Raw genomic sequence first — 17,697 nt, 5'->3', positions numbered from 1 at the left:
CGTCCACCCGCCCGGCGCCCGCCCAACGGGTTGCCGAGTCCGTCCTGTCGGTGCCGGTCCAAGGGGTTGTGCCGTCGGTTCCGGCGGGGCCCGCCCGGGCTGCGCCGGTGCAGCGGGGCGCTGGGTCCGGTTCGGTGGTGCCTGTCCTGTCGGTGCCGGTCCATGGGGTTGTGCCGTCGGTTCCGGCGGGGCCTGCCCGGGCTGCGCCGGTGCAGCGGGGTGCTGGGTCCGGTTCGGTGGTGCCTGTCCTGTCGGTGCCGGTCCATGGGGTTGTGCCGTCGGTTCCGGCGGGGCCTGCCCGGGCTGCGCCGGTGCAGCGGGGTGCTGGGTCCGGTTCGGTGGTGCCTGTCCTGTCGGTGCCGGTCCATGGGGTTGTGCCGTCGGCGCCGGCGGGGCCTACCCGGGCTGCGCCGGTGCAGCGGGCTGCTCCGTCCGGTTCTGCGACGTGGGCCCGGCCGGCTGGAGCGTCGTCCGACCCTGGGTCACTTCCAGATGCCTCCACCGAGGCGGAGCGGGTCGCCAGTGGGGAGCGGGTCGCCGGTGGGGAGCGGGTTGCCGGTGGGGAGCGGGTCTTTGAGGCGGAGCGGGTTGCCGGTGGGGAACGGGCCGAGGGTGGGGTCGGGGGCGACGGCCGGGAACGGGCGGCCGATGCCGGCCGGGCTCTGGACCGGACGAAACTGCTGGCCGCGCGCCTGAAAGCGGCCGGCGCCCAGCCGTACCTGGCGTCCGCGCTCTACAGCCTGACCGTGGTGCCCAGCCACGACGTGCCGACCATGGGCGTCGACCGGCACTGGCGGTGCTATGTCAATCCGGGGTTCGTCGAAGCGACGCCGGTGCACGAGCTGGCCGCGGTCTGGGTGCACGAGGTCGCCCATCTGCTGCGGGACCATCACGGCCGGGCCATGCTGGTGGCGCCGGAGGTGCGGCACGACCATCACCGGGTCAACATCGCGCAGGACTGCGAGATCAACGACGACATCTCCTCGTTGCCGCAGAACGCGCTGCGGCCGGCGACGTTCGGGCTGCCGGACGGGCGGATGTTCGAGGAGTATCTGCCGGGTGTCCCACCGACGCCGCATCCTCCCGAGTGTGGCTCCGGTGCCCACGGCCGGTCGATGCCGTGGGAGGTGTCCGACGCCGCGCGGGTGAGCCCCGTCGAGGCGGCGGCGATCCGGCGGCAGACCGCCAACGAGATGCGCGCCCACGCCAAGGCACGGGGCCGGATCCCGGACGGCTGGCGCCGCTGGGCCGACGAGATCCTCGAACCGGTCGTCGACTGGCGACGAGCACTGACCGGTGCGGTTCGCGAGGCCGCGTCGTGGGCTTCGGGGGCGGTCGACTACACCTATCAGCGGCCGTCACGGCGCGGGTCGGCCGTACCCCGTGTGGTCTTCCCGAGCCTTCGCCGCCCGATGCCGCGGGTGGCCGTGGTCGTCGACACGTCGGGGTCGATGGGCGACGACGAGTTGCGGGCCGTGCTCGGCGAGGTCGGCGGTGTGTTGCGGGCGGTGGGCATCGGCCGTAACCGGGTGAGCGTTCTGGCCTGCGACGCCGACGTCCACGCCGTCCGCCGCGCCAACACGATCGGTGACGTGGTTCTGGCCGGTGGTGGCGGCACCGACATGCGTGTCGGGATCGACCATGCGCTCCGCGGTCCGGAGCGAGCGCACATCGTCATCGTCCTGACCGACGGTCACACACCGTGGCCCGACAACCGTCCCGGCAACGTCCGGGTCATCGCCGGCCTGGTCGGCGAGGGCGCCGCGCCTCCACCGTCCTGGATCGAGACGGTGACCATTCCGCTGGACCAGTTGACTGCCACCGGGCGGTGACGCCGGGCGAAGGCCGCCACGGCCGGTGACGCCGACTGCCGGCCGGCGTCGGCTGTGGACGCCCGATTCGGACCCCGCGGGACCGGATCGAGGCGGGCGCAGTCCTTGCGAAGTGCGGCAGGAACTGTTGACCTTCCGGCAGAAGTTAATCGTGGTTTACCTTCTTGGGATGGATGACGGTCTCTTCGACGACAGCGCGGTCATCCGGCGCGTGGCCCGCGAAGGGCTTCTGCTCGCCGGGGGTGGCCGGGCCACTCTGCTCCAGATCGCACACCCGGCCGTCGCTCAGGGCGTCCACGACCACAGCGACTTCGCCGAGCGGCCGTTGGACCGGCTGCGCACCACGATGAGCTATGTGTTCGGTGTGCTCTTCGGCACTGTGGAGGAGGGCCGGGTGGTCAGCCGTGCCGTCGCTGCTGTGCACCGCGGGGTGACCGGTCCGGGCTACTACGCCGACGACCCGGATCTGCAGGTCTGGGTCAACGCCACCCTCTACGACACCGCGGTCCTGATCTATCAGCGGGTTTTCGGTCCGCTGTCGCCTGCCGAGCTGGACGAGTGCTTCCGGCAGTACAGCGTGCTCGCCACGTCGATCGGCTGCCCGGAGGACGCGTGGCCGGCCGACCGCGACACGTTCGACGCCTACTGGGAGCGCACCGTCAGCACGCTGCGGGTCAGCGATGCGGGGCGGGAGATCGCGGCGGCGCTGATGCGGCCGAAGAACCTCCCGGTCGTGATGCGCCCGGCCAAGCCGCTGAACCGGCTGGTCACCGTCGGGCTGCTGCCGGAGCCGATCCGGGCGCAGTTCGGCTACACCTGGTCACCGCGGCGGCAGCGGCTCTTCGACGGCTTCTTCGGTGTGACGAAGCTGATCTACCCGCGGCTGCCCGGCAGAGTGCGTGACCTCGTCAAGGACCACTACCTCAACGACCTGCGCCGGCGTCTGTCCCGGCGACGCAACCCGCTGAGCGCCGACGGGCGGTAGCGATCACCGACGAGAACCGGCCGAGGCCGTGCGCGGCGGAGTTCACCGAGGCGAGGCGAGGCGAGGCGAACCGAGTCGCGGAGGGGAGGCGGTGGGGTCACCGAGGGGGAGGGTGGCATCGGCTCCAGCGGGAACAGGGGTCGTGTCGCGGAACGGTTGTCCGTGCATCGCCGGTACCGGCGGCATCGGCCGAAACGTGGCTGCGGCAGGTGCATGGTGTCGGCCGGTTGGTTTCGCCGTCCAGCAGCACGACGCCGTCGCGGGCGGCATCCTGGGATCGGGTGCCCGCCGGCCCCGGCCCCGGCCCCGGCGCCCGGTGTGACGGATGGGCGTGGGTGCAGCGGTCGCCGATGTAGGCCGCCGAACACCGTTGAGGGCCCGGATTATGCAACTAGTTGCACAGCAACGATGTGCATAGCATGATGCGGGCATGGCGCTGGAGCACGCGATCCTGGTCTCCCTGTTGGAGCAGCCCGGGTCCGGATATGAGCTGGCCCGGCGTTTCGAGCGGTCGATCGGCCGGTTCTGGACGGCCACCCACCAGCAGATCTACCGCGTCCTCAAGCGCATGGAGGCGGACGGCTGGGTGATCGCCGAGGAGATCGGCCAGGACGGGCGGCCCGACAAGCGCAGCTTCTCGGTCGCGACTGCCGGGGAGCAGGCCCTCGTCGAGTGGCTGCGGGCGCCGGTGCAGCCGGAGGCGGTGCGGCATGAGCTTGCCGTCAAGATCCGCGGGGCCGCGTTCACCGATGCTGCGGGCCGCGCGGCGCTCATCGGTGAGGTGGAACGCTACCGGGCCGATCACGAGACGCTGCTCGTCACGTACATGAATGGTGGAAAAAGGGATTTTCCTGATCTTGATCGTCTGGACGTCGGGCAGCGGCTTCAGCACGTGGTGCTGCGGGGCGGCATCGCCTACGAGCGGATGCTGCTCGACTGGCTCGACGACGTCCTCGACACGCTCCGAGCACTCTGAAAGGACCGTTCCGTGCTCTTCAACCCGAACACCTACGACCCCGCGCACCTCGACGACGAGAGCCGCCGGCTGCTGCGGGCGCTCGTCGCCTTCTTCGAGGAGCGGGGCAAGAACGCGCTGGTCAAAAGCTATATCGACCGGGCGTGGTACGACGACTTCCTCGCGTTCTCAGCGAAGGAGGGACTGTTCGCGACGTTCCTGACGCCCGCCGCCGACGGTGACGGCGACAAGCGCTGGGACACCGCCCGCAACGCCGCGCTCAGTGAGATCCTCGGCTTCTACGGGCTCGACTACTGGTACACGTGGCAGGTGACCGTTCTCGGTCTCGGCCCGGTGTGGCAGAGCGCCAACGACGTCCAGAGGCAGCGGGCCGCCGAGCTGCTCGACGAGGGTCACGTGATGGCGTTCGCGCTGTCCGAGCGCAGCCACGGCGCCGACATCTACGCCACCGACATGATCCTCACGCCGACCGCGGACGGCGGGTTCACGGCGAGCGGCACCAAGTACTACATCGGCAACGGCAACGTCGCCGGTCTCGTGTCGGTGTTCGGGCGCCGCGCCGACGTCGAGGGCCCGGACGGGTATGTGTTCTTCGCCGCCGACAGCAGGCACGAGGACTACCACCTGATCAGGAACGTCGTGAACAAGCAGATGTACGTGAGCACCTTCGAGCTGCGTGACTATCCGGTGCGCGAGCAGGATGTGCTGCACACCGGCAAGGCCGCGTTCGATGCCGCGCTCAACACCGTCAACATCGGCAAGTTCAACCTGTGCACGGCCGCGATCGGCATCTGCGAGCACGCGATGTACGAGGCCGTCACCCACGCCCACCAGCGCGTCCTCTACGGCAAGCCGGTCACCGCGTTCCCGCACGTGCGACGGGAGCTGACCGACGCGTACGCCCGGCTCGTCGCCATGAAGCTCTTCAGTGACCGGGCCGTCGACTACTTCCGTAGTGCCGGACCCGACGATCGTCGTTATCTGCTGTTCAACCCGATGACGAAGATGAAGGTCACCACCGAGGGCGAGAAGGTCGTCGACCTGATGTGGGACGTGATCGCGGCCAAGGGCTTCGAGGCGGACACCTACTTCGACAAGGCCGCCATGGACATCCGCGGCCTGCCCAAGCTGGAGGGCACGGTGCACGTCAACCTGGCCCTGATCCTCAAGTTCATGCCCAACTACCTGTTCAACCCGACGACGGAGTACGCGCCGGTGCCGACCCGGCACGACCCGGCCGACGACGAGTTCCTGTTCCGGCAGGGCCCGGCGCGCGGGCTCGGCGCCATCCGGTTCCACGACTGGCGGACCGCGTACGACGCGCACGCCACCCTGCCGAACGTCGCCCGCTTCCGGGAGCAGGCCGACGCGTTCTGCGACCTGCTGAGTAGGCACGCCCCCACCGGGGAGCAGCAGAAGGACCTGGACTTCCTCCTGGCGATCGGGCACCTGTTCGCCCTGATCGTCTACGGGCAGCTGATCCTGGAGAAGGGCGGCGTCGACGACCACCTGCTCGACGAGATCTTCGCGATCCTGGTGCGCGACTTCTCCGGTTACGTCACCGAGCTGCACGGCAAGGCCGCTACCACGCCGGAGCAGGCGGACTGGGCGCTCGCCACCATCCGCCGCCCGGTCGTCGACGAGGCCCGCGACGCCGCCGTGTGGCAGCAGGTCCTCGCCCTGGCCGGCGCCTACGAGATGCGCCCCTGACACCAGACGGCCGCCCTCCCGGCGCGGAGGGCGGCCACTCGATCAGGCCTGGCCCGGCCAGTAGTTGCAGGTGTCCTCCTGAATGGTGCCGTTGTCCGAGATGCAGACGTAGAAGTCGAGCGCGGTGCCCTCGGCGTACGACAGGTTGAAGGACCCGCTCTTACCGGCGCCACCGCTGAACGTGTAGGTCTTCAGGCTGGACCCGTAGATCCGCACCGCCACGCCCGCGCCGTCGGCCTTGTTGTCGTTGATCGTGAGGTGCTCGCCGTAGTCGTCCCACCAGAACGATCCGGCGCCGTCGGCGTACCACCGGCCGCCGATGGTGCCGATGCCACCGCTCCAGCCGGCGAAAGCCGGAGTGACGCCGCCGGCGGTGACCGCGACGGCGACGGTGGTCGCCGTCGCCAGGACACCAGTGGCGATCCGTCTTGCTGTTCTCCGCACGTCTACTCCCAGATGTTGCCCTGCGTGACCGTGCGTTCATCATTCGCGGCCGGTCCATCGAAAGTCTTTTGATCGTCTATCGACGGTCGGGCCCCGGTCGTCCGGCGACCGACGAGGCGGACGGTTGATCAGCTGTTCACCCGCGGACTCCTCGGATCCCGGGCCGGGCGTCCGATACAGCGGGGGAGAACCAGGGAGAGGACGACCGTTGACCGACACACGACCGGCCCCGCGGCCGATCGGCCACCTGCTCCGGGATCCGGTGCTGCGGGGGCTGATCGGGTTCACCCTGCTCGGGTGTGTGCTGTTCGTGCTGTTCAGCGGGAACTCGACCCGGCAGTCCCAGGTGTTCTGGTTGTGGCAGGTGCCGCTCGACGCGGCGCTCGCGCTCGGCGGCTGGCGACTGCGACGGCTCGCCCACGAGCGCTACCGCCGCTTCTGGTCGATGATCAGTTTCGCCGGAGCGTCGTTCACGGTCGGTGACACGTACCACGCCGTGCAGATCTTGATCTCGCCCGGCGTGCCGTCGCTCACGGGCGGCACCGTCCAGACCGTGTTCTTCGCCATCGGCATGAGCAGCAACGTCATCGCCTGCCTGATCTTCCCGCAGGGTCTCCAGACCTCCCGTGAGCGGTTCGTCTTCTGGCTCGACGCCACCACCGTGCTCGTCGGCGGCGGTGTGGTGGCCTGGTGTTTCGCGTTCAACCCCCTCGACGGCACACACACCGACCGGGTCAACGCGAGCGTCACGGCGGCGCTGGTGCTGGTCGCGACGTTCTCCGCGACCAAGGTCGCGCTCATCCGGCATCCGCCGATGGCGCGGATGGCCGCCTGGCCGATGGTCTCCGCCGCGATGGTCCAGGGCGTCAGCACGTTGCTGCCCGGCGACTTCCAAACCCTCGAGCATGCGTACGTGTACGCGATCCGCCTGCTGCCCAGCGTCCTGATCGCGATCGGCCCGTGGATGCAGGTCATCGTCGTGCGCGTCGGGGACCCGCGGCACACCACCAAGCGCCGCCCCTACAGCCTGCTGCCGTACGGGATGATCGCCGTCACCTTCGTGGTGTTCTTCCTGATGCTGCCGGGCACCGCGTCGTCGCAGCTGGTCGGCGCGACCGCCGGCGTCGTGGTGATCACCTGCCTGGTCGCCGGCCGTCAGCTGGTCGCCTTCCACGACAACATGAGCCTGATCACCCGCCTCGACGTGGCGCTCGGCGAACTGCGTGACCAAGAGGTGCAGCTGCGCGAGCAGGCATCCTTCGACGGCCTGACCGGGCTGGCGAACCGCACCCACTTCAGCGCCGAGATCACCCGCCTGCTGACCGCCGACTCGTCGCTGCTGCTCATCGACCTCGACGACTTCAAGACGATCAACGACACGATGGGTCACGCCGCCGGCGACGCGTTGCTGGTGATCGTCGCGTCCCGGCTGCGCGACGCGGTCCGCGGCGACGACGTGGTGTGCCGGCTGGGCGGTGACGAGTTCGCGATGCTGCTCCCGGGCACCGGGCCGGACGGCGCCGAGGTGGTCGCCGCGCAGATCCTGCGGCGTCTCGCCGCGCCGATCGTGCTCCTGCAGCACACGGTGATCGTGAAGGCCAGCATCGGCCTGACCGGCGCACGCCCCGGCGACGACCCGTCGACGCTGCTCGCCAACGCCGACATCGCCATGTACGAGGCGAAGCACCGTGGCAAGGGCATGTGGATCCCGTACGCCGACGAGATGGGCGCCCGGATCAGCGCCGAAGCGGTGCTGATCCGCCAGCTGGACCTGGCCGTCGAGCAGGAGCAGTTCATCCTGGTCTACCAGCCGATCGTGCGGCTCTCCGACGACCGGCTGATGGGTGTCGAGTCGCTGATCCGCTGGAACCACCCGGTCCGCGGCCTGGTGTCGCCGGTCGACTTCATCCCGGTCGCCGAGCGCACCGGGCAGATCGTGGCGATCGGCCGGTGGGTGCTGCGGGAGGCGTGCCGGCAGGCCGCGGCCTGGATCGCCGAGTCACCTGACGAGACCCCGCTGCAGGTCGGCGTCAACGTGGCCGGTCCGCAGCTGCGCGACCCCGAGCTGGTCGCCGACGTCGCGGCGGTCCTCGCCGAGACCGGCCTGCCCGCCGGGAGCCTGGTCATCGAGGTCACCGAGACGGCCGTCGTGGACGACGAGCAGTCGCACCGGACGATGGAGGCGCTGCGGGCGCTCGGGGTGAAGCTGGCCCTGGACGACTTCGGCACCGCCGCGTCGTCCCTGGGCCTGCTGCTCACCTGCCCGGTCAACTCGCTGAAACTGGACCGCTCGTTCGTCGAGTCGATCACCACGGTGAGCCGTCAGGCGGCGGTCGCGACCGCGGTCAGCCAGATGGCGGCGGCCCTGGAGTTCGGGTCGGTGGCCGAGGGCATCGAGACCGAGGAGCAGCGTGACCTGCTGCGCGGCCTAGGGTACGAGTACGGCCAGGGCTACCTCTACTCACGCCCGGTCCCGCCCGAGCGGATCAGCGAGCTCCGGCCGGCTCCCGCCGCGTCTACCGTTCCCGCCGCGTCTGCCGTTCCCGCCTCGGTGTAGCCGCTCGCCCAGGAACGTGCCTGGCACCTTCTGCTCCGCGACCATCTCGGCGACCGACTCGCGTCGCCCGGATGACGGCAGACCACAGGTGGTGCTTGTAAGGTGCGGTGAATGTCCACAAGCACCGATGCTCCCAAGGTCGGCCGGGCGAACTGGGTCGAGTTCCTCGTCCTGATCGTCGTAGCCGTCGTGGTCGCGGCCGTGGTCCGGACCTTCCTCGTCCAGACCTTCTACATCCCGTCGCCGTCCATGGAGCAGACGCTGCATCTGGACGACAAGGTTCTCGTCAACAAGACCGCCTACTGGGCGGAGTCACCGGGGCGCGGGGAGATCGTCGTCTTCGAGCCGCCGGTGGAATGGTCGGCTGCTCCCGGGCAGAACTACATCAAGCGGATCATCGGCGTGGCCGGCGACCACGTCGTCTGCTGCGACGGGGACCGGCGGATCACCGTCAACGGACAGGCTCTCGACGAGGACTACCTGTTCCCCGGGGACGCACCCTCCGATCGACCGTTCGACGTGATCGTCGGCGCGGGCCGCGTCTTCGTCCTCGGTGACCATCGCAGCGCCTCCGGCGACTCGCGTGAGCACCTCGACGCCGCGAACGGGACCGTCCCCGAGGACCGGCTGGTGGGCCGGGCATTCGTGACCTTCTGGCCACCGTCGAGGGCCCGGACTCTGGGGGTTCCCCCACGTTCGCCGAGGTCCCGGCCCCTCGGTGACGCGCAGCCGCCGGTCCGGGGCTCTCCCGTCACCGGGACCCCGTCACGGCGGGTGCCGGGCCGTGGCAGGATCGCGCACGTGGCGATCATGGATGAGGACGAGTTCTGGGCGGTCGTCGAGGCCGCCCGCTCGGGTGTCGACGACACCCGCACCGGCGAGGGTGCCGAGGAGGTGGCCGAGCGTGTCGACGAGCGTCTGGCCGCCGCGGGGCGGGAGGCGGCGGTGGGATTCTCGCTGCGCTACGACCTGCTCGCCGCCCGGTCCTACGACTGGAGCCTCTGGGGCGCCGCCTACCTCATGAAAGGCGGCTGCTCGGACGACGCCTTCGACTACTTCCGCGGCTGGCTCGTCGCGCAGGGCCGCACGGTGTGGGAGCGTGCCGTCGAGGATCCGGACACCCTGGGCGAGCTCGGGATCGATCCCGACGACGACTTCCTCGAGGGCGAGGACATGCTCGGCGTCGGCCGGGCGGCGTTCGACTCGGCGGAGGACTTCTACGCCGCCCTCGACGCGGCACGCGGTGAACTGCCCGCGGGCTCGTTCGACCTGGAACTGACCGGGGACGACTTCGATCACGAGGACGACGCCCAGATCCGGGCGCGGTTCCCGCGACTGGCCGCGATCTACCTCGACTGAGCGCCCATGACGCTGTCGAACTCCCAGTACGCGCGGAGGGCGGCGAGCCGGCCGGCACCGTCGCTGCGGTAGGTGAAGACACCGTGCACCCCGACGGTGTGGCCGCCGGGCATGGTCAGGTGGATGGTCCCGACGTCGGCCACCTCGTCGCCGCACAGGTAGGAGCGCTCGATCTCGAAGCGCATCGCGTCGACCTGGCCGATCACGCTGTCGTAGAAGGCGGCGATGGCCTCGGCGCCACGATGCCCGTCACCGTCGGGGCAGAGCGGCGACGGGCCGATCGGGTCCTCCACCACGGCGTCGTCGGCGAACAGGCCGAGCCAGGTGTCACGGTCCTTCGCGCCGGCCGCCGCCTGCGAGCGCCGGGCCAGGTCACGGGCGGTCAGCACCGATGTCATCAGACGTCTCCCTCCGTTCTCGATGACGTCGAGACTAGAACGTGTTCTAGTCTCCGGCAATCTCGGTTGCTGCCCGGCTTCCTCGCCGTGCCCGGCGGCGAGCGGGCCCGGCGACGAGCGGGCCCGGCTGCGGAGAGGTATTCCGGTGCGGGACCGCCTCGCCCGTGAGGCGCCTTGGCGGGCTGGACGGGCCGCCCGCGCCGCGCGGTGGGCACGGTGCTCCGAGTAGGTCGTACCGAATGATTAAGGTTCTGGGGTGCCCCGCGTCTCCGAAGCCCACCTCGCCGCCCGCCGCCGGCAGATCCTCGACGCCGCGGCGCGGTGTTTCGTCAGAAACGGGTTTCATCAGACGTCCATGCAGGACGTCATCAAGGAGGCGGGGCTGTCGGTCGGCGCCTTCTACCGGTATTTCAAGAGCAAGAACGAGTTGATCACGGCGATCGCGGGGGAGAAGATCAGCGCGGTGACCGGCGCGCTCGACGGGCTGCTGGCGCTCGACCCGATGCCGTCGATCCCGGAGATCCTGGACCGGCTGCTCGAGCTGATCGACGCCGCCGCGGTCGAGGACGGCACCATCCGCATCGCCGTGCAGGTGTGGGGCGAGGCGGTGCACGATCCCGAGGTGGGCGCGCTGGTCGCCGAGATCTACGGGCGGGTCCGTGACCGGGCGGTCCGCACCGCCGAGCGCGCCCAGGAGAGCGGGCAGATCCCGCCCGACGCCGACCCGGCCGGGATCGGCGCGGCGTTCTTCGGACTGGTCCAGGGCTACATCCTGCAGCGGATCCTGCTCGGCAACATCGACCGGCAGCTCTACATGAACGGGGTTCGCGCGCTGATCCGCTAGCGTCGCCACGGGGCGGGCCGTTCGGCCCCTGAACAGCACCGCTGTGATCGGCTAGCCTTGCCGTCATGAGTGAGTGGGGCGCCCCGCGGCGGATGGCCGGTCACCGGTTCGCCGTGCCGATGGCGGGCCCGCACGTGCGCCGTGTCTTCGACGAGCGCTGTCCCAGCCGGCGCGACTGACACCCGCCGCCGGCCCGGCGGATCCCGGCGTGTGCCACCGTGAGGCCGCCCTCCGCTCCCGTTCTCTCGAGGAAAAGCTCCGTGCTGGAAGACATCCGCGCCTACTGCCGGCGCGACCCCGCCCTGTACGGGATCAACGTGGCCGAGGTGCTGCTCTATCCCGGCCTCTGGGCGCTCTGGGGCCACCGCGCCGCCCACCTGCTGCACCGGGCCCGCATCCCGTTCGTGCCCCGCTTCGTGTCCCAGCTGATGCGGTTCCTCACCGGCATCGAGATCCACCCCGGCGCGGTGATCGGCCGGCGGCTGTTCATCGACCACGGTGCCGGGGTGGTGATCGGCGAGACCGCCCGCCTCGGCGACGACGTCACCATGTACCACCAGGTCACCCTCGGCGGCCGGGGCTGGCAGCGGGACGCCAAGGGCAGCCGCCGTCACCCGGAAGTGGGAGATCGGGTCACCCTCGGGGTGGGCGCCACCGTCCTCGGCCCGGTCAGCATCGGCGACGACGCCGAGATCGGCGCTCTCGCGCTGGTCGTCACCGACATTCCGGCGGGAGCCCGGGTGCGCGCCCCCGCCGCCGAGACTGTTCCATCAACACCGAACCCCGGCATCAACTCAGGAGCGAGGAAATGATCTACAACGACGTCACCGAGCTGATCGGCCGGACCCCGATGGTGCGGCTGACCCGGTTCGAGCCCGGACTGCCGGCCAAGCTGATCGCCAAGCTCGAGTCGGCCAACCCGGGCGGCAGCGTCAAGGACCGGATCGCCCTCGCCATGATCGAGGCGGCCGAGGCCACCGAGGAGCTACGGCCCGGCTCGGCGATCGTCGAGGCCACCAGCGGCAACACCGGCATCGGCCTGGCCCTGGTGGCGGCGGCGCGAGGCTATCGCCTCACCCTGACCATGCCGGACAGCATGAGCGCGGAGCGGCGGGCGCTTCTCCTGGCGTACGGGGCGAAGCTCGTCCTGACCCCCGCGGCCGAGGGCATGAAGGGCGCCGTGGCGAAGGCGCTGGAGATCGCCGAGGAGCAGCGGGCCTGGCTGCCGATGCAGTTCGACAACCCGGCGAACCCGGACGTGCACCGCCGCACCACCGCGCTGGAGATCTGGAACGACACCGACGGCCAGGTGGACCTGTTCATCGGTGGGGTCGGCACCGGCGGCACCCTCACCGGCGTCGGGCAGATCCTCAAGGAGAAACAGCCCGACCTGCGGGTGTACGCCGTGGAGCCGGACGAGTCGCCGGTGCTGTCCGGTGGGCAGTCCAGCCCGCACGGCATCCAGGGCATCGGCGCCGGGTTCGTGCCGGAGGTGCTCGACCCGACCATCTACGACGAGGTGTTCCGGGTCGACGTGGAGCAGGCGCGGGAGGCGGGACGGCAGCTGGCCCGTACCGAGGGGATCCTCGCCGGGGTGTCCAGCGGTGCCGCCCTGCACGCCGCGCGGGAGCTGGCCTGGCGTGCCGAGAACGTCGGGAAGACGATCGTGGTCGTGCTCCCGGACACCGGCGAGCGTTACCTGAGCACCCCGCTGTTCACCCAGTCCTGACCCGCGAGACGGCCCGGCGTGCCTCGCACGCCGGGCCGCCGGGCAGATCAGAACTGGGTGGTGACGCCGGCCTTCTTGCAGGCGGCGTTGAGCGCCTTGCCGGACTTGTCGGACTCCGGGTTGTCGAGCGCCGCCGTCGGGTCCTTGGCCGCGGCCGCCTCGGTCGCCTGCGAGGAGATGAGCTTCACAGCCTTCGCGACCTCGGTGTCGCTGCCCTCGACGGCCTTGTCGAGCTGCTTGGCCATGTCGGTCAGGATCGCCTTCTGGTCGGCGACCGGGATGTCGCCGCCCTGGGTGGCCTGAGCGATGGTCATCATCGCGGTCTTCATCGAGTCGGTCACCTTGTTCACCGACTCGCAGATCTCCTTGTCGGAGAGCCCCGCGGCGGCCGGCGGGGCGGCGGCCTCGGTGGTGGCGGCGGGCGCCGCGGCGGTGGTGGCGGCCGGCTTCGTGGAGGTGGCGGGTGCCTCCTCGGAACAGGCGGCGAGCGAAAGAGCGGAGACGCCGGCGAGTACGGCGGTGAGGATGCGCTTGCTGATCATCGCGCGAAGCTAGTTGATCTAGATCTGGGAGGGCAACCCCGTAGGCAACGCCTTGGTTACGCTGGACCGTCCATCCTGGTCGACATGCGGGGGTGCGGTGCGCAGGACGTGGCCGGTGCTCGTCACGGTGCTCGCCGGACTGGTGCTCGCCGGATGCCCGGCCGCGCCCGGCGACCAGCTGGAGTACAGGATGGGCGTCGCCCGGATCGGCGACGACTATCACCTGTTCACGCCGGCGTGTCCCGGTGACGCGCTGTCCGGCGTCGAGGTCCACGATCCGCCGGCCTTCCCGGACGACGATCACGCCGCCCTCCTCTGGTGGGCCGCCTCCGGGGCGAAGGATCCGGCGGGCCAGCCGTGGGAGTTCGTGGCCCTCGGTGACGACGAGCCGTTTCAGCGAATCGCCGTCCGTGCCGGCAGCAACGGGCTGGCCCCGGCGATGCCCACCTACTTCCGCGTCACCGCGACCTACACCGACGGCTACGGCGGGGAACTCCACAAGTCACTCCACCTTCAGGTGCCCGGAGTTCCCACCTATCCGGCCGGAACCGACCCGCGACAGGTGCGCTACCTGACCCGGCCACTCGGCGACATGGGTGAGCTGGCCGGCCCGGAGGAGATCCGGAGCCACTCCGACTGCGCGGGCGGCACCGAGACCCCGCTGCGGCAGACGGCCGACTCGATGCGGTCCGGTGCGCCTGGCCGCGCCGACCGGGCCATGCTCGGCCCGGACGCCGTCGACTGGCTGACGCCGCTCACCCCCGGCACCGCCCCCGTCGAGGACGTCGCGGCACACCTCTGCGGCAACGGACCGGGATTCGGAGCGCTCGTGGCGGCCTTCGGGCAGGAGCGGGTGTGGCGCGAGCCGGACTTCGACGTGGAGACCGGCGCGGAGATCCGGCAGTTCACCGGCGCGTACGGGCGGATCACCGCGGCCGAGGCGATCGCCCAGGTCGACGGGCGGCTCGGCTGCGAGAAGTACACCGACGAGGGAACCGAATACCACGACGTGCACCCGGTCGCGCCGGCCGCCGCCCCGGGCGTCGAACGGCAACTGCTCTACTGCGAGGAATCCGAGCACACGGCCGGTCGATGCACGCTGCTCCTGGCCAGGGGCGACACCCTCAGCCGGGTCGTGGTGCAGGCCGCCGACAGCGAACTGGCCGAGACCGCGGCCCGCGCGCTGGCGGGTGACGCGGCCGCCGCACTGACCGGGTGACCGGACCGGCCGCCGGGGATCTTCGGAATCCAGTGTGGACATCGATGCCGCATAGCATGGTGGAGTGCATGACGACTTCTACACGACCCTCAGTCAGGTGCTCGGGGTGCTCGTGCTGTCCCTGATGTGGGACTCGCAGTATCTCCTCCGCCTCACCCGGCAGGACCGTGCCGGAGTCCTCTTCTGGACCAAGCCGCGCGTTCGGGTCTACTCGCTGATCGTGGCCACCACGCTGATCGCCGGGATAGCGACGTCGATGGGCGTGCTCGGCGGGTTCCTCGACGACACCGCTCCGCTGCGGTCCGGGCTGTTCGGCATCCTCGGGCTCGGTCTGGCCACCCTATTGACCCGGCTCAGCGCCGACATCATCACCGCCACCCGCGCCCCCGCCGCCCCGCCACAACCGCCGCAGGACTGAGCCCCACCGGCTCAGTTGAGCCCGATTCCGGCCGATCTGGGTGCCGGAAGCTGCCGACGGGCGAGAGGCCGACAATGCGAGGATCGGACGCCACCCCGGGTCCGTCACCACGGGACCGGACGCTGGCCGTACTCCTGATCATGGGTCTGGCCGCCCTGGCGGCTGTGCTCGGCTGGCTGGCGTGGCGTGATCCGCAGGACGTTCTCCTCGGCATCGCCGGTGGCACCGTGATCGCGGCGTGCGCCTCCGTCGCCTGCTACCGGGTCAGCCGCCTCGCCACCGACCCGTCGGTCTCCGCGTTCTGGCGGCTCTGGGCCGGATCGGCGGCTGCCCTGCTGGTCAGCACCCTGGCAGCCACCGTCGCGGCGATTCGCGGCGACGCCGACATGCCGCCCTACGAGGCCGCGTCGAACGTGGTCAGCCTGGGCCTCGCGATGATCGCGTTCCGGCACGTGCCGATCGCCTCCCGCACCAGGCTCGACTGGGTACGGCTGCTGCTCGACGGGGCCGCCGTGATCGTCGCCGGCGTCGTCTTCTTCGGGTACGTCGTGCTGCGCACCGTCCCCGACGGCACCCCGCTCGCCACCCGGGCCGCGGCCGGCGTGGTCGGCATCTTCTGCCTGCTCGGACTGGTGATCTTCAGCCGGGCGGCGATGAGCCCCAACGGCCGGGTCGACCCGCTCGCGCTCGGCATCCTGGCACTGGAGCCCGTCGTCGGCCTCGCGACGGTGCTGGCGTTCCTCATCGGCGACGACCTGAGCGTCACCCTGATGTCCTACCTCGGATATCCACTGGTCGGGCTCGGCATGAGCGCGGCCGCCTACCGGCAGGGCCGCGTCGTCGACGTCGAACCGCGCCACCTGCGCTGGTCGTTCGCCGACCCCCTGCAGTTCCTCTCGGTCGCCGTCACCGCGGTCCTCGTCATCATCGTGTCCGCCCGCGACCTCGACCTCCGCGGCCGCGCCGTGATCGTCGGTGCCGTCCTGATCGCCACGATCATCGTCATCCGGCAGCTGCTCAGCCTCCGCGAGAACACCCGTGCGCTCCGCGGCATCCGCCGCCAGCAGGCCGAGATCGAACGCCTGGCCCTCACCGACAACCTCACCGGCCTCGCCAACCGCACCGGTTTCCTCATCGAGCTCACCGAACGACTCGACGCCGGCCAGCCGTCCACCGCCATGTTCATCGACATCGACGACTTCAAAGAGGTCAACGACACCCTCGGCCCCGCCGCCGCTGACCAGCTGCTGCGCCAGGTCGCCCAGCGCCTGCAGGACGGCGCCGGCTTCGACGAATGCGTGGCCCGGCTCGGCGGCGACGAGTTCGCCGTGCTGCTCCCCACCGACCGCCCGGCCGTCGCCGAAGCCGCGGCCACCCGCTTCCAGGCCATCGTCGGCCGGCCGGTGCACGCGGTGTCACCGATGTCGCCGTCGGGTGGTGCCGTGTCGCCTGTGCCGCCTGTGTCGCCTGTGTCGCCTGTGTCGCCTGTGTCGCCTGTGCCGCCCGCGTCGCCTGTGCCGCCTGTGCCGCCTGTGCCGCCGTCGGGTGGTGCCGTCTCGCCTGTGTCGCCTGTGTCGCCGTCGGGTGGAGCCGTCTCGCCGCCCGGAGGTGCTGTCTCGCCGCCGGGTGGTGCCGGTGAGCAGCAGTTCCTCTTGCACGCCAGCGTGGGCATCGCGGTTGCCGAGCCCGGTGAGACCGCCGACGAGGTGCTCCGCAACGCCGACATCGCCCTCTACGCCGCCAAGGAGTCGGGCAAGGCGTCCTGGGTGCGGTTCGAGCCGCGGATGCGCCAGGACATGACCGCTCACGCCCGCCTCGCCGGAGAGCTCCACGACGCCATCCTCGGCGGGCAGCTGCGACTGCTCTACCAGCCCGTATACGACCTGGTCGACGGGCGGATGCACGGTTGCGAGGCGCTGGTCCGCTGGCAGCACCCGGAACGCGGCTTCATCTCACCCGCCGACTTCATCCCCGTCGCCGAACGCTCCGGCCTCATCGTCCCGCTCGGCGCCTGGGTGCTCCGCGAGGCGTGCGGCCAACTCGCCGCATGGCGCACGACCCTCGGCGCCGACGCGGTCGAGGCCGTCAACGTCAACGTGGCCGTCCGTCAGTTACGGGAGAGCGGGTTCGTCGACGAGGTCGCGGCCGTCCTCAGCGACACCGGGCTCCAGCCACGCCACCTGATCATCGAGGTGACGGAGTCGTCGGTGGCCGACGGGCCCCAGGTCACCGAGGCGCTGGAAGCCCTTCACGAGATGGGCGTCCGGTTGGCGCTCGACGACTTCGGCACCGGCCAGTCGTCGCTGAGCCTGCTGCGCGCTTTCCCCGTCGACGTACTCAAACTCGACAAATCGTTCGTCGACGGCATCGCCGACGGCGCCGACCGAGGACGCCTCGCCGTGGCGGCGGCCGTCGCCCAACTGGTCGAGTATCTGCAGCTGAAGGCGGTCGCCGAGGGCATCGAGAGCCGGGCCCAGCTGGAGCGGCTCCGCGACATGGGCTACCGGTACGGTCAGGGCTACTTCATGGCGAAACCCCTGCCACCGGCGGAGTGCGGCGCCCGGATGGCGACCCCACCGGTTCCTTTCTGGTACGAGCCACCGAACGGTCCCGTACCTGTCCCCGCCGCCATGTCCGGCCCCAGGGCCGAAACGCGACCTCCGGGCTGAGTCCTCCGGTCACCG

Annotated in this window: 15 protein-coding genes and 1 pseudogene; 13 read left to right on the top strand and 3 right to left on the bottom strand. The window is 70.8% G+C overall.

Annotated features, from left to right (window positions below; all coding sequences use genetic code 11):
* Positions 1-413: 413 nt before the first annotated feature.
* From ACQPZW_RS30935 to ACQPZW_RS30920, 4 genes are all read left to right on the top strand, one after another.
* Positions 414-1,832 carry a vWA domain-containing protein gene (locus tag ACQPZW_RS30935; RefSeq protein ID WP_433789568.1) on the top strand — a complete coding sequence of 473 codons (1,419 nt, stop codon included), beginning with the start codon at positions 414-416 and terminating at the stop codon, positions 1,830-1,832.
* A gap of 169 nt (positions 1,833-2,001) precedes the next feature.
* Positions 2,002-2,817, top strand: coding sequence for an oxygenase MpaB family protein (locus ACQPZW_RS30930; protein ID WP_433789567.1), 816 nt, complete (start codon positions 2,002-2,004; stop codon positions 2,815-2,817).
* Between the two features lie 430 nt (positions 2,818-3,247).
* The gene (locus tag ACQPZW_RS30925) at positions 3,248-3,793 is read left to right on the top strand and encodes a PadR family transcriptional regulator (RefSeq protein WP_433789566.1); all 546 of its coding nucleotides are present in this window, start codon (positions 3,248-3,250) and stop codon (positions 3,791-3,793) included.
* 12 nt (positions 3,794-3,805) lie between these two features.
* Positions 3,806-5,503 carry an acyl-CoA dehydrogenase family protein gene (locus ACQPZW_RS30920; protein WP_433789565.1) on the top strand — a complete coding sequence of 566 codons (1,698 nt, stop codon included), beginning with the start codon at positions 3,806-3,808 and terminating at the stop codon, positions 5,501-5,503.
* Between the two features lie 42 nt (positions 5,504-5,545).
* On the opposite strand, the gene ACQPZW_RS30915 is transcribed toward ACQPZW_RS30920, so the two are convergent.
* Positions 5,546-5,947 (bottom strand): hypothetical protein, encoded by a 402-nt coding sequence (locus ACQPZW_RS30915; protein ID WP_433789564.1) that lies wholly within the window; start codon positions 5,945-5,947, stop codon positions 5,546-5,548.
* A 208-nt stretch (positions 5,948-6,155) separates the two neighbouring features.
* On the opposite strand from ACQPZW_RS30915, the gene ACQPZW_RS30910 reads away from it, so the two are divergent.
* The 3 genes and pseudogenes from ACQPZW_RS30910 (at position 6,156) to ACQPZW_RS30900 (ending at position 9,863) form a co-directional block, all read left to right on the top strand.
* On the top strand, positions 6,156-8,504 hold the full coding sequence (locus ACQPZW_RS30910) for a putative bifunctional diguanylate cyclase/phosphodiesterase (RefSeq protein ID WP_433789563.1): 2,349 nt from the start codon (positions 6,156-6,158) through the stop codon (positions 8,502-8,504).
* Between the two features lie 111 nt (positions 8,505-8,615).
* A pseudogene (lepB, locus tag ACQPZW_RS30905) lies at positions 8,616-9,218 on the top strand (signal peptidase I); the annotation flags it as partial.
* A 96-nt stretch (positions 9,219-9,314) separates the two neighbouring features.
* Positions 9,315-9,863: a DUF4240 domain-containing protein gene (locus ACQPZW_RS30900; RefSeq protein WP_433797665.1), complete on the top strand. Its 549-nt coding sequence runs from the start codon at positions 9,315-9,317 to the stop codon at positions 9,861-9,863.
* Here the strand turns inward: ACQPZW_RS30900 and ACQPZW_RS30895 are convergent.
* Entirely contained in the window at positions 9,851-10,261 is a 411-nt protein-coding gene (locus tag ACQPZW_RS30895) for a nuclear transport factor 2 family protein (protein WP_433789562.1), read from the bottom strand. The genes ACQPZW_RS30900 and ACQPZW_RS30895 overlap by 13 nt on opposite strands.
* Positions 10,262-10,517: 256 nt before the next feature.
* On the opposite strand from ACQPZW_RS30895, the gene ACQPZW_RS30890 reads away from it, so the two are divergent.
* The 3 genes from ACQPZW_RS30890 to cysK all read left to right on the top strand — a co-directional run bounded on the left by ACQPZW_RS30890 (position 10,518) and on the right by cysK (position 12,834).
* On the top strand, positions 10,518-11,105 hold the full coding sequence (locus tag ACQPZW_RS30890; RefSeq protein WP_433789561.1) for a TetR/AcrR family transcriptional regulator: 588 nt from the start codon (positions 10,518-10,520) through the stop codon (positions 11,103-11,105).
* A 260-nt stretch (positions 11,106-11,365) separates the two neighbouring features.
* On the top strand, positions 11,366-11,917 hold the full coding sequence (gene epsC / locus ACQPZW_RS30885) for a serine O-acetyltransferase EpsC (RefSeq protein ID WP_433789560.1): 552 nt from the start codon (positions 11,366-11,368) through the stop codon (positions 11,915-11,917).
* Positions 11,914-12,834, top strand: a complete 921-nt coding sequence (cysK, locus tag ACQPZW_RS30880; protein WP_433789559.1) for a cysteine synthase A — start codon at positions 11,914-11,916, stop codon at positions 12,832-12,834. The genes epsC and cysK overlap by 4 nt, the downstream gene beginning before the upstream one ends.
* Before the next feature lie 47 nt (positions 12,835-12,881).
* Here the strand turns inward: cysK and ACQPZW_RS30875 are convergent, their stop codons facing one another.
* On the bottom strand, positions 12,882-13,376 hold the full coding sequence (locus ACQPZW_RS30875) for a hypothetical protein (RefSeq protein WP_433789558.1): 495 nt from the start codon (positions 13,374-13,376) through the stop codon (positions 12,882-12,884).
* Between the two features lie 97 nt (positions 13,377-13,473).
* On the opposite strand from ACQPZW_RS30875, the gene ACQPZW_RS30870 reads away from it, so the two are divergent.
* The 3 genes from ACQPZW_RS30870 to ACQPZW_RS30860 all read left to right on the top strand — a co-directional run bounded on the left by ACQPZW_RS30870 (position 13,474) and on the right by ACQPZW_RS30860 (position 17,682).
* Positions 13,474-14,595 (top strand): hypothetical protein, encoded by a 1,122-nt coding sequence (locus ACQPZW_RS30870; protein WP_433789557.1) that lies wholly within the window; start codon positions 13,474-13,476, stop codon positions 14,593-14,595.
* 64 nt (positions 14,596-14,659) lie between these two features.
* Positions 14,660-15,013 (top strand): hypothetical protein, encoded by a 354-nt coding sequence (locus tag ACQPZW_RS30865; RefSeq protein WP_433789556.1) that lies wholly within the window; start codon positions 14,660-14,662, stop codon positions 15,011-15,013.
* 74 nt (positions 15,014-15,087) lie between these two features.
* Positions 15,088-17,682, top strand: a complete 2,595-nt coding sequence (locus ACQPZW_RS30860; RefSeq protein ID WP_433789555.1) for a putative bifunctional diguanylate cyclase/phosphodiesterase — start codon at positions 15,088-15,090, stop codon at positions 17,680-17,682.
* Positions 17,683-17,697 lie beyond the last annotated feature (15 nt).

The organism is Actinoplanes sp. CA-252034 (genome assembly GCF_050956125.1).
Classification (GTDB): domain Bacteria; phylum Actinomycetota; class Actinomycetes; order Mycobacteriales; family Micromonosporaceae; genus Actinoplanes.
The sequence above is the reverse complement of the archived record's forward strand: the minus strand, read 5'-3'. Positions and strand labels throughout refer to the sequence as shown.

What these genes read in the sequence shown, in the direction of transcription:
- ACQPZW_RS30925 (WP_433789566.1), top strand. Translation starts at nt 3,248, where the DNA reads ATGGCGCTGGAGCACGCGATCCTGGTCTCCCTGTTGGAGCAGCCCGGG.
- ACQPZW_RS30900 (WP_433797665.1), top strand. Translation starts at nt 9,315, where the DNA reads ATGGATGAGGACGAGTTCTGGGCGGTCGTCGAGGCCGCCCGCTCGGGT.
- ACQPZW_RS30875 (WP_433789558.1), bottom strand. Translation starts at nt 13,376, where the DNA reads ATGATCAGCAAGCGCATCCTCACCGCCGTACTCGCCGGCGTCTCCGCT.
- ACQPZW_RS30895 (WP_433789562.1), bottom strand. Translation starts at nt 10,261, where the DNA reads ATGACATCGGTGCTGACCGCCCGTGACCTGGCCCGGCGCTCGCAGGCG.
- cysK (WP_433789559.1), top strand. Translation starts at nt 11,914, where the DNA reads ATGATCTACAACGACGTCACCGAGCTGATCGGCCGGACCCCGATGGTG.
- ACQPZW_RS30930 (WP_433789567.1), top strand. Translation starts at nt 2,002, where the DNA reads ATGGATGACGGTCTCTTCGACGACAGCGCGGTCATCCGGCGCGTGGCC.
- ACQPZW_RS30860 (WP_433789555.1), top strand. Translation starts at nt 15,088, where the DNA reads ATGCGAGGATCGGACGCCACCCCGGGTCCGTCACCACGGGACCGGACG.